Raw genomic sequence first — 13008 nt, 5'->3', positions numbered from 1 at the left:
TTATGCCTCCTGCCGGTGAAAACGTTTAGCAGATTGCAGTGTGTTGTAGAGGAGCATCGTAATCGTCATCGGACCGACGCCTCCCGGTACCGGCGTGAGGTATGAGGCTTTCTCGCTCACTTCTTTAAAATCAACGTCTCCGCAAAGCTTACCGTCCTCCTTGCGGTTCATCCCGACGTCTATCACGACAGCTCCCGGTTTAACATCTTTTCCTTTAACGAATTCCTGCCGGCCGATGGCCGCAATCAAAATATCTGCCGACTGCATGTAGGACTCCAGGTCTTTCGTGCGTGAGTGGCAGTGAGTAACCGTAGCATTTTTATTTAAAAGCAGCTGACCCATCGGTTTACCGACGATATTGCTTCGTCCGAGAACGACAGCGTGTTTGCCTTCAATTGAAACCCCGGTGTATTCAAGCATTTTAATAATGCCGTATGGAGTACAGGGAAGAAACGCCTCCTGGCCGGTCATCATCCGGCCGATGTTAATGGGATGAAACCCATCTACATCTTTATCAGGCGAAATGGTTTCAATTACTTTTTTATCCGAAATGTGATCCGGCAGCGGCAGCTGCACCAAAATTCCGTGGATATCTTCATTGTCGTTATAATCCTTTACAATCTGCAAAAGTTCTTCTTCAGTAACCGATTCCGGCAGTTCTTTTAATTCTGAATGGATACCGACTTCTTTAGACGCCTTCTGCTTTCCTTTGACGTACGACCTCGAAGCCGGATTATCTCCTACTAAAACCACGGCAAGGCCCGGTATTTGCTCTCCGTTATTCCAGGAGGCGACCTCCTGCTTGATTTCTTCACGCAATGAAGCTGCTACTTCTTTGCCGCTGATCAGTTGGGCACTCATTCGCTCTCTCTCCCTTCACGCTCACAATCGCTTAAAATATTCGACAACACGCCGTTGACAAATTTCCCTGCCTCTACACCACCGAATGCTTTGGCCAGTTCAATGGCTTCATTGACGCTGACATGCAGTGGAATATCAGGTACATATAACATCTCATGAACGCACTCTCTTAAAATAGCCCGGTCCACGTTCCCAACCCGTTCAAGAGTCCAGTGTTCAAGCTGATCTACGAGCCGTTCATCAATTTCTACTAGGTGTTCCCATACGCCATGCACCGCAGAAATCAGAAATTCATCTGCTTCTTCATCCTCGAGCATGGAATTTTTTATTGCCTGGTCTGCATCAACATCTGTAATATCCATCTGGTACAGTGCCTGTACGGACCGAAGCCTGGCTAAACGTCGATTCATTTCGTGTTCTCCTTTTCTCCTATGTACCCGGAGCCGTATTCGTAAATGAAAGAAGGACGGCTGCCCCGAAAAACGGTTGCGGGAGAGCCCCCCTGTTCATTTTTCCTGTTCCTGTAACGGCTGCTCTTCTTCAGGGAACTGCAGGCCGATAATGTGTACGTTCACCGCATCGATGTGAATATCTGTCATGCCCCGTACGGTCTGCTGAATGTTTTCCTGTACCTGCTTAGCCGTAACGGGCACAGAGCTTCCGTAATGAATCAGCATGCTGATCGTTACCACCGCCCCGCTTTCAGTCAAGTCTATCTTCACACCTTTGCCGTATGATTTCCGGCCGAGACGCTCTGCTACATCATCTGCGATGCTGCCCTGCAGGTCGTATACCCCTTCGACTTCGAGCGCGGCAATGCTTGCCACTACTTCAATCACGTCCCGGGCGATCTCAATATTTCCCAGGCTTTCTTTTTCTTCGCCTATCGTAAGCAGCGTGTATTCGCTCACAGCGCTCCCCGCTTTCTATGCAGCATGATTTTATTCGTCCTGCTCCGCCTCTGCTTCTGCTCTTTCTTTTTCTTCCGCTTCTTTCTGCTTTTGTACATATTCGTATTTATATTGGCGGAATACGGGATATTCAGAAAGATTATCAGGGATTTTTCCTTTTTCAAGCAGAATCAATTTGACAATATCCTTATTCCGGGCCATATGATATTTTTCTCCGTACTCATTTTCTTCAGCAAACTGTTTAATGCTTTGGTAATCTTCTTCCTGAATCGATACCGTATATTCATGGCCGGGTTCTCCGTACTGGTGCTCAAACCCTATTTCAAATTCCACGATCTGTATTTGGTCGCTTTTCATATTGCGGGTCTGTTCAAGTACCGCTTTTGCGCCTTCCGTTAAATCATTCCATTCCATATAATAGCCTCTCTTTCCGTATTACCGCTCAAAATTCCATTCCATTATATCACGGTGATTCTGCAATTTCACCGGTCCGGAGCCACCTGCGTTTATTTGTTCAAGAAAAAACGGCCTCCCCAATGGCAGGCCGTTAGTTTTTAGGCACGGGAGGCGTATGAGCCGGTCCTTGTATCGACCACGATCCGCTCGCCTTCTTCAATGAAAATAGGGACCTGCAGACGATAGCCGGTTTCTACCACTGCCGGCTTGGATCCTCCGGACTGAGTGTTACCTTTAATACTTGGGTCTGTTTCTTTGACTTCAAGCTCTACCGTGTTAGGCACTTCAACACCAAGTGTTTCAGTCCCATAACTGGTGATGGACACTTCCATGTTTTCTTTCAGAAAGTTTAATTCATACTTCAGCTGATCGCTCGTCAATTCCATTTGGTCAAACGTCTCCATATCCATAAATGTATGCACATCACCGCTCGCATACAAATACTGCATTTTCCGGCGTTCGATGTGGGCATTATTCACTTTTTCACCCGCGCGGAAAGTTTTTTCCTGAATGTTACCCGTACGCAGACTGCGGAGTTTGGAGCGGACAAATGCTGCCCCTTTTCCAGGCTTTACGTGCTGGAATTCGACCACTGTCCAGATATCGCCGTCTGTTTCGATGGTGAGTCCTGTTTTAAAATCATTAACTGAAACCATAAACGTTCCTCCACTCTTCAATTGATCGATTATTACTATATCACAGCTGTGCGTTTTTTTATACGCGCTCCCGGTTAATTGCCGACAATCGTCAGCTCTTTTGCGGAGTAGCTGAGCTTCCGGATGCCTGTTTCGGTAATAAGAACGTCGTCTTCTATTCGAACGCCGCCAAGCTCCGGTACATAAATCCCCGGTTCAATGGTAATCACCATGCCCGGCTCGAGCTGCACATCGCTTTTCGGGGAAACGCCCGGCTGTTCATGCACTTCCATACCGAGTCCATGCCCGAGACTGTGGCCGAAGCGCTCGCCGAAACCTTCTTTATTAATATGCTCCCGCGCGATCGCATCTGCTTCTTTTCCGGTCATTCCCGGCCCAATCTGCTCCACGGCCTTCACCTGGGCTTCATATACGGTTTGATATATTTTTTTCAGGTCGTCATTGGGTTCACCGACAGCGAGGGTTCTTGTAATGTCCGAGCAGTATCCGTCCACATAAGCCCCAAAATCAAGCGTCACCAGCTCCCCATCCTCTATCACTTTATCGGAAGCGATACCGTGAGGAAGAGCGCCTCTCCAGCCTGAAGCAACGATAATATCAAATGAAGATCCCGCTGCCCCGTTTTTTCTCATGTAAAATTCCAGCTCGTTACTTACATCAAGCTCGGTCATGTTCGGGGCAATGATCGATTTAATGTGTTCAAACGCATCCTCAGCAATATTGACCGCTGTCTGCAGCTTTTCCACTTCTTCTTTAGATTTGTACGCCCGCTGCTTTTCCACGATTCCCGATACCGGAGAAAGGGATCCGCTTAATTTTTCTCTCATATCTTCAAACTGTGCATAGGTTACATGCTGCTTTTCAAATCCGATGGAGGTCACTTCTTCACTCTGGGCGATCTCTTCGACCATATCCCATGCCGAGCCTTTCTGCTCCACCACCTCGAAATCAAGGGCTTCATCGTTAGCCTGCTCCACATAACGAAAATCCGTAATCAGCCGGGCCGATTTTTTTGTGATAACCAGCGTACCGGCCGAACCGGTAAAACCACTCACATAACGGCGATTATAAGGGCTTTGTATCACTAGAGCGTCGAGCTTTTTATGTTCAAGGTCTTCCCGAATACGTGCTGTGATTTCGTGCATTACCGACACCTCTTTTTCGATTAACTTTGCTTCCCTGTTTATCGTAACACAACGCCCGGAAGGGAAACAGGCATTAGGAGGGTGGAGAGATTCATTTATATATCACGTGTATTTTCGTTAGAATATGGGAATATTAATATTACTGTGAGAGAATGTTTAAAAGTAGCGCATTTCAAATCTTTATTGTAAAATTTAAGTACTATTTCTATTAACACTCTATCCCCCCTACCTCCTTATGCCTCTGCAGAAAGTTTCACCGCCTCACCCAGCGGGTATGGAAGTAAATCTTCTCAAGGAAGCTGTTTGATTTAGCAAGAAGGATATCAGGGTATCTCTGATTTTTACTATTTAATGTACTATACTATTTGATTAATTTTCGATATAACTGTCCCTGCCCGCTGATAACGCATGAAAATTTTAACGAAACGAGAGGTGTGTTCCATGCAGCAAGCGCTGAAAAATCCCATTGCCACTGTTGTGCTGGGACTTGCCATTTTAGGGGTGGGTTACCGGCTCGTAACAGACCCGCTTGGTCTGCTTCTCTATCTTGTTATTGGTGCAGCTATCGCTGTTGGATTATATTTCCTTTTCACAAAAGTTATCATGAAGCGCGCGATGATGAACCAATACCAAGCCGGCTCTAATGCTGCTTCGGGACGGCCTGGGGCAGCGAAAGGAAATCAGGCGAAAAATTTCAAACAGGCCCAGAAGCAGCAGAAGAAAAAATCCGCTAAAAACTCCAGTAAACGACGAAACGATGCAAACCTGAAAGTAATTCAGGGAAACAAAAACCGAAAAAAAGATCGGGCGTAAAATAAACGCCTGATCTTTTTTATTCATACGAACGCTGAATGTCGCTCAGCGCCTGCACACGTTCATCATCCTCTTCAAAATACTGAAGAACATCTCCAATACGGTCAATCGCATCCCAGCTGAGATGATGTTCAATTCCTTCCACATCGGCATATATTTTGTCCTCTTCCACACCGATAATATGTAAAAACTTCTCAAGCAGCTCATGCCTGTAAACCAGACGCTTCCCTATTTTATTTCCTTTTGAAGTCAGCACAAGTCCCCGATACCGTTCATAAATCAGATATTCCATCTTATCGAGTTTTTGGACCATTTTTGTTACCGAGGAAGGATGCACTTCCAGCGTCTCTGCAATGTCTGAGACACGCGCATAACCTTTTGATTCAATCAGTTGATAGATCCGCTCTAAATAATCTTCCATACTAGGAGTCGGCATCGAGACCCTCCAATAAATATGATAAAAACCGTCACACAAAAAAATTGGCTTTCTTCATTTTAACGAAACTATTTCTAAAAAACAAACCTTCTTTTTCTTATTATTAACCCATATTTCAAAATTGCCCCTAAGAAACTTTTTTGTTTTCTGAATAATTCTTTCCCTTTTGAAGGGCTTTTCTTTTTTTCGCATCTGCAATCTTGTACAATATAAAGTATTGAAGGAGGCAGCATTCATGAGCTATGTGATGTATAACGAATCCATCATCCCAAAAGAGGAAGCCGCTATTTCATTTGACGACCGCGGCTATTATTTCGGCGACGGTATTTATGAAGTAATCCGGGTATATAACGGGAAATTATTCCTCCAGGAAGGTCATCTTGAGCGTTTTCAGGACAGTGCCTCTAAACTTGACCTGGCAGTTCCCTATTCCCCCGATACTATGAAATCGCTTCTCCGCCGGTTGATTGATAAAAACGGGCTTACCACGGGCTATATTTACTTTCAGCTGACCAGAGGAATCCAGGCCCGGGATCATTTGTATGAACGCGGCAATGCCCCTGTACTAACCGGTTTTACAAAAGCGGCCGAGGTGCCGTTTGCTAAGCAGTCCGACGGTATTGATGTGTACGCCACTGAAGACATCCGCTGGCTTCGCTGTGACATAAAGACCATTAACCTGCTCGGAAACGTCCTTGCCAAACGGGCCGCAGAGGACCACCACTGCGCAGAGGCCCTCCAGCACCGCGGAGACGTTATTACGGAAGGCTCTTCCACTAACGCCTTTATTGTTAAAGATGAAACGATTATTACCCATCCGCAGAGCAATTATATTCTCGAAGGTATCACTAAACGCTATGTACTTCAGCTTGCAAAGCAGCTGAATATTCCCGTTGAACAACGTCCGTTTACTATCGGGGAGGCCCAGGAGGCTGACGAAATGTTTATGACGAGCACTTCGATTGAAATTGTGCCTGTGCGATCCATTCAGGGCTCATTTGAAGCCGGATACGGAGACTCTCCCGTAACGAGAGAGCTGCTTGGAGAATTCCGCCGGGAGGTAGAACTATTCGAAGCGGGGGATACCCAGCCGCTTGTCACCTATAACTGAGTATTTATATGCGTAATCAACAAAAGACCGCTCCGGAGCGGTCTTTTGTATTTTTATTCCGTGATTTATGCACTGTATCAGCGCCTGAAATTCCATTCCTCTGACTGGTAGCGCTCTGCGGCCAGCTGCTGCACCTCTTGTTCTTGGACGGTGGTCAGCTCATATTCTTCAAGGCCGGCATTCAGACCGTCGGCAAATCCTTCCTTAAATGCTTTGCGCAGATCGCCAAGGGTAAATGGCGTATCCGTCAGCTCATTAATTGCTACAGCTTTATTTTTAAAGGTTTTCTGCATTCTTTCCCGCACGCGCTCGCTCGGATATTTAAACAAATCGAACAATTTATCCTCATCAAGATCCAGAATAATCGAACCGTGCTGAAGGATAACGCCGCGCTGTCTCGTCTGGGCACTCCCCGCAATTTTCCGGTCCTCCACCACCAGCTCATACCACGATGAGGCATCAAAACAATTAGCCGAACGGGGATTTTTCAAAGAATCCTCTTCTTCCTTCGTTTTCGGCACGGAAAAATAAGCATCCAGGCCGAGCTTTAAAAATCCCTGCAGAATCCCTTCCGACAGTACGCGGTAGGCTTCTGTCACCGTTTCCGGCATTTCGGGATGATCTTCTGAAACGATGATGCTGTAGGTCAGCTCCTGATCATGCAAAACCGCCCGACCTCCCGTCGGCCGGCGCACAAAACCTACGCCGTGCTTTTCCACTGCATCCATATCAATATCTTTCTTCGCCTTTTGGAAGTAACCGACCGAAAGCGTAGGCGGATTCCAACCGTAAAATCTGATTACCGGCGGAATCAGTCCTTCACTGTGCCATTGCAGCAGTTTTTCATCGAGCGCCATGTTATAGGCTGGTGACTGATTGCCTGAATCTATAAAAAGCCAAGTATCTTTTGCCATTAATGTTCATCTCTCTTTCTCGATTTTTCCATTTCCATTGTAGCAGAGATCACTGCTTTCTATATATAAAAATGACAGCCCGTTAATTAGAAATCTAGCAAAGTACCAGGGTTATGCGTTATAATTAATCTGCAATCGACCCGGAAAGAGGTGAAATAATATATATGATATTTGAATGGCTATGGATAGTGTTTATTGCGGTATTAGTTTTTCTTATTGTACGACGGTTTGTCGGCCCGAAAGACTTAACTGCATTACCACAGGAAGATTTTATTAAAGGCTATCGTAAAGCCCAGCTTATCGATGTGCGTGAGCCGAAAGAATATGACGGCGGCCACATCCTCGGGGCCCGGAACATTCCTGTTTCCCAAATGAAGCAGCGGATGGTGGAGATCCGGGAAGACCAGCCTGTTTATTTATACTGCCAATCCGGCATGCGTTCAAAGCAAGCTGCAAAATTGATCAAAAAGCATAAGGGAAACCGGGATATCTATCACCTGAAAGGCGGATTCAAGCGTTGGACAGGTAAGATCAGCAAAAAGAAAAAAAGCGCATAATTAAAAGGAAGAGCTGGCATGCTCTTCCTTTTTTTATATCTTTGAAGTCCGAAAACCTCATCGATTTATTTATTTCATGGACTTGAGCGACGTTTCAGTATTATATGTCAGCACTGGCTTACGTGCTGCCAGCGTCTCGTCCAGCCTTCCGACTACGGTAGTGTGAGGAGCCTCCTGCACCATTTCCGGGTCTTCCTCTGCTTCTCTGGCAATCCCGATCATGGCGTCTGCGAACGCATCAAGCGTTTCTTTCGCTTCGGTTTCCGTCGGATCGATCATCATGCACTCTTCGACGTTGATCGGAAAATAAATGGTCGGCGGATGGTAACCATAATCAAGCAGGCGTTTAGCCATATCGAGCGTACGTACGCCGAGCTTCTTCTGGCGGCGGCCCGAAATCACAAATTCGTGCTTGCAGTGACCGCCGTATGGGAGGTCAAAATACGGCTCAAGCCGTCTCATTAGATAATTGGCGTTTAATACAGCATACTCTGATACTCTTTTGAGTCCCTCTGCTCCCATCGTACGGATATACGTGTAGGCACGTACGTTAATGCCAAAGTTACCGTAATACGGCTTGACGCGGCCGATGGAATGCGGACGGTCTTTATCCCAGTAGTACTTACCATTTTCTTTTGCAAGCACCGGCCCCGGCAGATAAGGGATCAGCTCTTTTTTTACGCCAACCGGCCCGCTGCCGGGCCCACCGCCTCCGTGAGGGCCCGTGAATGTTTTATGCAGGTTCAGGTGAACGACATCAAATCCCATGTCCCCGGGTCTTGTGATGCCCATAATAGCATTGGAGTTCGCCCCGTCATAATAGAGCCGGCCGCCAGCCTGATGGATCGTATCGGCCATTTCCATAATATCTTCCTCAAACAAACCGAGTGTATTCGGGTTCGTGAGCATGAGGGCAGCCGTTTTTTCGCTCGTTACTTCTTTTAAATGCTCAAGGTCCACCAGTCCGCGTGCATCGGTCCGGACCGTTACATGATCGAATCCTGCCACCGTTGCTGAAGCAGGGTTCGTCCCGTGCGCAGAGTCGGGCACGATTACTTCCGTGCGTCCCGTTTCTCCGTTCGCTTCGTGAAGCGCCCGGATCAGCATCAAACCGGTCCACTCTCCCTGGGCACCGGCCGCCGGCTGCAGCGTCACTTCATCCATACCGGTTATTTCAGCAAGCGCCTGCTGCAGGTCGTACATCATTTCGAGATTCCCCTGCACCTGTGCTTCCGGCTGGTACGGATGCGTCGAGGCAAAACCGGCCATGCGGGCCGTTTCTTCATTGATTTTCGGATTGTATTTCATCGTGCAGGACCCGAGCGGGTAAAAGCCCGAATCCACTCCGTAATTTCGATTCGAAAGCGCCGTATAATGTCTCATCAACTGCAGTTCAGATACTTCCGGCAGTGCCGGCTCTTCTTCCCGGATATTAGCCCCGGGCAAAATATCGCTCAGGCTTTGTTCAGGTATATTTGTCTCAGGAAGGGAATACGCTACCCTCCCTGGTTTGCTTTGTTCGAAAATTAACGGTTGGTTAGGCTGTTTCATGTACAAGCACCTCCAAATGTTTGGCAAAGGTTTCCAGCTGTTCTCTTGTGCGAAGTTCAGTCACACATACGAGCATCTGGCCTTTTTTATCCGCCGACACTTCACCTAAATCATACCCGCCGATGATCCCCTGCCTGAATAGCTGTTCATTCACTTCTGCCACTGGACGGCCGAGGTCAACCACAAATTCATTAAACGATGGCGCCTCATGGACAAGCTCAATGCCTTTTTGTTTGAGCAGCTGTTTAAAGAAATGAGCACTTTTAACATTTCTTTCTGCCGTTTCCTTCAGCCCTTTTTTACCGAGAGCCGTCATTGCGACAGAAGCAGCCAGCGCGTTCAGAGCCTGGTTTGAACAAATGTTGGATGTCGCTTTATCCCGGCGGATATGCTGCTCTCTTGCCTGCAGCGTCAGTACATAACCCCGGCTTCCGTCTTCATCCTCCGTCTGTCCGACAAGACGCCCGGGGACCTTCCGAATATGCTTTTTAGTGGTGGCAAAAAATCCGCAGTGCGGTCCGCCAAACTGCATTGGAATACCAAGAGGCTGAGCGTCTCCTGCCACAATATCCGCTCCGAAGCTTCCCGGCGGCGTCAGAACGCCGAGCGCAAGGGGATTTGCCGACACTATCATCAGCGAGTTTTCTTTATCGGCTGCCTGCCTTACAGCAGCTAAATCTTCAATAGTACCGTAAAAGTTTGGGTACTGCACAATCACTCCTGCGGTATCAGCATCGATCATGTCTTCAAGCTTAGCCATATCCGTATGCCCGTCCTTTTCGGGAACGATTTTCACTGTAAGTCCGGGCCCGGCAGCGTATGTTTTCAATACATCGAGCGCTTCAGGGTGAACCGTTCCAGAGACGACAACGGTACGGCGCCTCCCTCTGTTTTCACTTGCGGCCATCAGTGCTGCTTCTGCGAGCGCCGTCGGCCCGTCATACATGGACGAATTAGCAATATCCATTCCCGTAAGTTCACTGATCATCGTTTGAAATTCAAAGATTGCCTGCAGCTCGCCCTGCGAAATCTCCGGCTGGTACGGAGTATATGCCGTGTAAAATTCCGAGCGCCGGAGCACATGATCGACGACTGTCGGTATATAATGCTCGTACACCCCTGCCCCGAGATAGGAGACGCAGTCCTGCACGCTGGTATTTCTGTTACTGAGGCGCTTCATTTCCTTTAGAAGATCCGTTTCGCCAAGAGCCTTCGGCAGATTCATTTCTCCGGAAAAGCGAATATTTTCCGGTACGTCCTCAAACAATTCACCGATCGAATCCACACCGATCGTTTTAAGCATTTCTTCTTTATCCTCGCCGGTTACCGGCAGATAGCGATAATCCATTCTGGTGCCTCCTCTGTTTATTTTTCCCGTTTATAAAAGGGCACAGCTGCCACTTTTGCGCGTTTGGCTTTGCCCCGCACATCCACTTCGACAGCCTGACCGAGATTCGTCCATCCAATATTCAGAAGTGCAAGTCCCACATTTGCTTTCAGCGTCGGCGACTGAGTGCCCGTAGTTACCCAGCCGATTTCCTCTCCGTCATCATTGTGTACCATGTAACCCGGGCGCGGAATTGCTTTATCAACCATTTCGATCCCGACAAGTTTACGTTTTAATCCCGCTTCTTTTTGTTTTTTTAAAGCTTCTTTACCAATGAAATTATCTTCCTGCTTCAGCTTTACGCAAAAGCCTATGCCTGCTTCAAGCGGCGTAATATTTGCGCTCAGCTCCTGGCCGTAGAGCGGCAGCTTCGCTTCAAACCTCAGGGTGTCTCTCGCGCCGAGACCGCATGGAATGAGTCCTTCGGATTCTCCTGCTTCCATGATCGTCTCCCAGCTTCGGATGGCCTCTTCAGCCCGGCAGTATAATTCAAAGCCGTCTTCTCCGGTATAGCCGGTTCTTGAGATGATAATATTTTCTGCTTCTCCGACTGAAGCACCGGCAGCAAACCGAAATGGCAGAATCTCTGCAAGAGAAGCATCGGTTACTTTCTGCAGCACCGTTTCTGCCACCGGGCCCTGTACAGCGATTAGTGCTGTTTCTTCCGAAATATCGGTAATACTTACGTTTTTCGTTACGTGGCGGCGAAGCCATTCCAGATCTTTTTCAATGTTAGCTGCGTTCAAAACGAGCATGTATTTTTCTTTTTCGAGCTGGTACACGAGCAGATCGTCAACCGTACCTCCATCTTCATAACACATGGCGGTATAAAGTGCTTTTCCGGGTTCTGCATTTTTTATGTTGTTTGTGAGCATATACTGTAGAAATTCAGCAGCACCCTCTCCTTCTACGATCGCCTCACCCATATGGGAAACATCGAACAGACCAGCCTTTGTACGAACCGCCTCGTGCTCGTCTTTGATGCCGGAAAACTGAACAGCCATTTCCCATCCGCCAAAATCGACGGTTTTTGCTCCGTGTTTTTCATATACCGGATACAGGGGTGTTCGTTTTAATTCTGCCAAGAAAATCACCTCATCATTATTTTCTGAAAAATCAAAACAGTAAAAAGCATAAAAAAGACAGAACTCCATAAGATATGGAAGCTCTGTCCTATAACCAGAAAGTTTCTCCTTTCCGTCGTACGGAAAGAGTGTCTTCGTGGGTGGCTTCTAAAAGAAGCGCTCTCCAGAGGAGCGTCCAGTAAGAGTCTGTTTGCCTGAGAGATTCACCTGTTACGGCTTGCTCCTTCGGCGCTGCCTGGCAGTCTCTCCCCTTACCATCATCCGCGCATTATATGTACATCTTTATTTACTCATATTCTATCACTAATTCAGATAAAAACCAATGCTGAAAAAAATTAACCCGAACGTTTCCGATAAATTGTACTGCATCATTCGTTTATCACTTTGGATCAATCATTTCTTCTCACTGTAATATTGTTTATACTAAAATCAGCATAAAAATTGGAGGGAAACTATGAACTGGAAACAGCTTCCACTGGGACCACTGCAGACAAACTGCTATGTTCTGTACGATAATGATAAAAACGCCGTAATTATTGATCCGGCCGGGGATGCCGATAAACTGCTCACCTATCTTCAGGAAAACGAGATGCGTCCTGTAGTCATTCTGTTAACACACGCCCATTTTGACCATATCGGTGCGCTTGATGCCGTGCGGGAAGCCTACAATATCCCTGTTTATCTTCATGAGCATGAAAGGGACTGGCCTGGGGACGCCCAAAAAAACGGCTCCGGACGCATGATGCCGGAGGCTGCGTTTACTGCAAAGCCCGCGGATCACCTTCTGCAGTCTGAAGGAACGCTTCAATTCGGCAGCTTTGAATTCCAATGGCTTCATACACCGGGCCATTCGCCGGGAAGTGTTTCCTATTGGCATAAAGAAACCAACACAGTCTTCTCCGGCGATGTATTGTTTTCAGGTGGTGTTGGACGTACTGACCTTTACGGAGGCGACATGGATACGCTGCTAGCCTCTATTCACGAGCAGTTGCTTGAACTCCCGGAAAATACAATAGTAGCCTGCGGCCACGGCCCCTTCACCGATATCGAAGCCGAAATGGATTCCAACCCGTTCATTAATGGGTTTGGCGCATAAAAATAAAGACCTCTGATTTAAAATTAGAG

At 47.3% G+C, this 13008-nt stretch carries 15 protein-coding genes and 2 riboswitches; of the genes, 4 read left to right on the top strand and 11 right to left on the bottom strand.

Going from position 1 to position 13008, the window contains the following annotated elements:
• The 6 genes from folD to ACTRXI_RS07615 form a co-directional block, all read right to left on the bottom strand.
• A complete protein-coding gene (gene folD / locus ACTRXI_RS07640; protein ID WP_474261838.1) occupies window positions 1–861 on the bottom strand; it encodes a bifunctional methylenetetrahydrofolate dehydrogenase/methenyltetrahydrofolate cyclohydrolase FolD in 861 nt (286 codons plus the stop codon).
• The gene (gene nusB / locus ACTRXI_RS07635) at window positions 858–1271 is read right to left on the bottom strand and encodes a transcription antitermination factor NusB (protein WP_022793584.1); all 414 of its coding nucleotides are present in this window, start codon (window positions 1269–1271) and stop codon (window positions 858–860) included. The genes folD and nusB overlap by 4 nt, the downstream gene beginning before the upstream one ends.
• A gap of 96 nt (window positions 1272–1367) precedes the next feature.
• Complete coding sequence (locus ACTRXI_RS07630) at window positions 1368–1772, bottom strand: Asp23/Gls24 family envelope stress response protein (protein ID WP_474261837.1); 405 nt, start codon at window positions 1770–1772, stop codon at window positions 1368–1370.
• Window positions 1773–1802: 30 nt separating this feature from the next.
• Window positions 1803–2186 (bottom strand): hypothetical protein, encoded by a 384-nt coding sequence (locus ACTRXI_RS07625; RefSeq protein ID WP_322525822.1) that lies wholly within the window; start codon window positions 2184–2186, stop codon window positions 1803–1805.
• 140 nt (window positions 2187–2326) lie between these two features.
• Complete coding sequence (gene efp, locus ACTRXI_RS07620) at window positions 2327–2884, bottom strand: elongation factor P (RefSeq protein ID WP_474261836.1); 558 nt, start codon at window positions 2882–2884, stop codon at window positions 2327–2329.
• Window positions 2885–2958: 74 nt separating this feature from the next.
• Window positions 2959–4029 carry a M24 family metallopeptidase gene (locus tag ACTRXI_RS07615; RefSeq protein ID WP_474261835.1) on the bottom strand — a complete coding sequence of 357 codons (1071 nt, stop codon included), beginning with the start codon at window positions 4027–4029 and terminating at the stop codon, window positions 2959–2961.
• Between the two features lie 441 nt (window positions 4030–4470).
• Here ACTRXI_RS07615 and ACTRXI_RS07610 point away from each other — a divergent pair, with 441 nt between their 5' ends.
• On the top strand, window positions 4471–4842 hold the full coding sequence (locus ACTRXI_RS07610; RefSeq protein WP_022793589.1) for a hypothetical protein: 372 nt from the start codon (window positions 4471–4473) through the stop codon (window positions 4840–4842).
• Window positions 4843–4861: 19 nt separating this feature from the next.
• Here the strand turns inward: ACTRXI_RS07610 and mntR are convergent, their stop codons facing one another.
• Window positions 4862–5278: a transcriptional regulator MntR gene (mntR, locus tag ACTRXI_RS07605; protein WP_474261834.1), complete on the bottom strand. Its 417-nt coding sequence runs from the start codon at window positions 5276–5278 to the stop codon at window positions 4862–4864.
• A gap of 235 nt (window positions 5279–5513) precedes the next feature.
• Here mntR and dat point away from each other — a divergent pair, with 235 nt between their 5' ends.
• Window positions 5514–6389, top strand: coding sequence for a D-amino-acid transaminase (dat, locus tag ACTRXI_RS07600; protein WP_474261833.1), 876 nt, complete (start codon window positions 5514–5516; stop codon window positions 6387–6389).
• A gap of 77 nt (window positions 6390–6466) precedes the next feature.
• On the opposite strand, the gene ACTRXI_RS07595 is transcribed toward dat, so the two are convergent.
• A complete protein-coding gene (locus ACTRXI_RS07595; RefSeq protein WP_474261832.1) occupies window positions 6467–7303 on the bottom strand; it encodes a lipoate--protein ligase family protein in 837 nt (278 codons plus the stop codon).
• A gap of 164 nt (window positions 7304–7467) precedes the next feature.
• Here ACTRXI_RS07595 and ACTRXI_RS07590 point away from each other — a divergent pair, with 164 nt between their 5' ends.
• On the top strand, window positions 7468–7860 hold the full coding sequence (locus ACTRXI_RS07590) for a rhodanese-like domain-containing protein (RefSeq protein WP_474261831.1): 393 nt from the start codon (window positions 7468–7470) through the stop codon (window positions 7858–7860).
• 69 nt (window positions 7861–7929) lie between these two features.
• On the opposite strand, the gene gcvPB is transcribed toward ACTRXI_RS07590, so the two are convergent.
• From gcvPB to gcvT, 3 genes are read right to left on the bottom strand one after another with little or no spacing between them, the layout of a single operon-like run.
• Window positions 7930–9411, bottom strand: coding sequence for an aminomethyl-transferring glycine dehydrogenase subunit GcvPB (gcvPB, locus tag ACTRXI_RS07585; protein WP_474261830.1), 1482 nt, complete (start codon window positions 9409–9411; stop codon window positions 7930–7932).
• Window positions 9398–10759 carry an aminomethyl-transferring glycine dehydrogenase subunit GcvPA gene (gcvPA, locus tag ACTRXI_RS07580; RefSeq protein WP_474261829.1) on the bottom strand — a complete coding sequence of 454 codons (1362 nt, stop codon included), beginning with the start codon at window positions 10757–10759 and terminating at the stop codon, window positions 9398–9400. The genes gcvPB and gcvPA overlap by 14 nt, the downstream gene beginning before the upstream one ends.
• Before the next feature lie 17 nt (window positions 10760–10776).
• Complete coding sequence (gcvT, locus tag ACTRXI_RS07575) at window positions 10777–11883, bottom strand: glycine cleavage system aminomethyltransferase GcvT (RefSeq protein WP_474261827.1); 1107 nt, start codon at window positions 11881–11883, stop codon at window positions 10777–10779.
• A gap of 81 nt (window positions 11884–11964) precedes the next feature.
• A riboswitch (glycine riboswitch) is annotated at window positions 11965–12052 on the bottom strand.
• Between the two features lie 3 nt (window positions 12053–12055).
• A riboswitch (glycine riboswitch) is annotated at window positions 12056–12144 on the bottom strand.
• Window positions 12145–12337: 193 nt separating this feature from the next.
• Between gcvT and ACTRXI_RS07570 the strand changes: the two genes are divergently transcribed.
• A complete protein-coding gene (locus ACTRXI_RS07570; RefSeq protein ID WP_474261826.1) occupies window positions 12338–12979 on the top strand; it encodes an MBL fold metallo-hydrolase in 642 nt (213 codons plus the stop codon).
• Window positions 12980–13008: the final 29 nt, after the last annotated feature.

The sequence above is a fragment of the Marinococcus sp. LNHM4E3-1 genome, from assembly GCF_056034405.1.
The sequence above is the reverse complement of the archived record's forward strand: the minus strand, read 5'-3'. Positions and strand labels throughout refer to the sequence as shown.

Coding starts and splice junctions, on each gene's coding strand:
- folD (WP_474261838.1), bottom strand. CDS start 861: ATGAGTGCCCAACTGATCAGCGGCAAAGAAGTAGCAGCTTCATTGCGT.
- nusB (WP_022793584.1), bottom strand. CDS start 1,271: ATGAATCGACGTTTAGCCAGGCTTCGGTCCGTACAGGCACTGTACCAG.
- ACTRXI_RS07625 (WP_322525822.1), bottom strand. CDS start 2,186: ATGGAATGGAATGATTTAACGGAAGGCGCAAAAGCGGTACTTGAACAG.
- efp (WP_474261836.1), bottom strand. CDS start 2,884: ATGGTTTCAGTTAATGATTTTAAAACAGGACTCACCATCGAAACAGAC.
- ACTRXI_RS07615 (WP_474261835.1), bottom strand. CDS start 4,029: ATGCACGAAATCACAGCACGTATTCGGGAAGACCTTGAACATAAAAAG.
- ACTRXI_RS07610 (WP_022793589.1), top strand. CDS start 4,471: ATGCAGCAAGCGCTGAAAAATCCCATTGCCACTGTTGTGCTGGGACTT.
- mntR (WP_474261834.1), bottom strand. CDS start 5,278: ATGCCGACTCCTAGTATGGAAGATTATTTAGAGCGGATCTATCAACTG.
- dat (WP_474261833.1), top strand. CDS start 5,514: ATGAGCTATGTGATGTATAACGAATCCATCATCCCAAAAGAGGAAGCC.
- ACTRXI_RS07595 (WP_474261832.1), bottom strand. CDS start 7,303: ATGGCAAAAGATACTTGGCTTTTTATAGATTCAGGCAATCAGTCACCA.
- ACTRXI_RS07590 (WP_474261831.1), top strand. CDS start 7,468: ATGATATTTGAATGGCTATGGATAGTGTTTATTGCGGTATTAGTTTTT.
- gcvPB (WP_474261830.1), bottom strand. CDS start 9,411: ATGAAACAGCCTAACCAACCGTTAATTTTCGAACAAAGCAAACCAGGG.
- gcvPA (WP_474261829.1), bottom strand. CDS start 10,759: ATGGATTATCGCTATCTGCCGGTAACCGGCGAGGATAAAGAAGAAATG.
- ACTRXI_RS07570 (WP_474261826.1), top strand. CDS start 12,338: ATGAACTGGAAACAGCTTCCACTGGGACCACTGCAGACAAACTGCTAT.